Genomic DNA, 473 nt, shown 5'->3' on the forward strand with positions numbered 1-473 from the left:
GTGATCGTCGGTGCGGGCACCATTGGCCTGGAACTGGCGGCCAGCGCGACCCAGCGCGGCTGCCGGGTAACCGTAGTGGAGCTGGCACCAACGGTGATGGGCCGCAATGCGCCTGCTCCGGTGCGCGACTACCTGCTTGCCCGCCACCAGCAGGCGGGCGTACGGGTGTTACTCAACAGCGCCATTGAACACGCCGGAGCGGGAGAGTTTCTCTCACTGACGCTGCAAAACGGTGAAACTCTCACCGCTGATACGGTGATCTATGGCATCGGTATCGTGGCGAATGATACGCTGGCCCGCGACGCCGGTCTGGAGACGGCTAACGGTATTATCGTTGATAGCGCCTGCACCACCGCCGACCCGGACATTTTCGCCGCCGGTGATGTGGCGCTCACTCGCCAACCGGACGGTTCACTGCGCCGGGTAGAAAGCTGGGAAAATGCTAACTTCCAGGCGCAGATTGCCGCTGCCGC

The 473-nt window shown here is 63.4% G+C and carries 1 protein-coding gene; it reads left to right on the forward strand.

Annotated elements, in window-relative coordinates; translation table 11 throughout:
- Window positions 1-473 (forward strand): FAD-dependent oxidoreductase (locus JTI85_RS21560; protein WP_255574836.1); only part of this gene is annotated, 473 nt, incomplete at both ends.

Source organism: Citrobacter sp. Colony219 (assembly GCF_019382635.1).
GTDB lineage: Bacteria > Pseudomonadota > Gammaproteobacteria > Enterobacterales > Enterobacteriaceae > Citrobacter > Citrobacter youngae.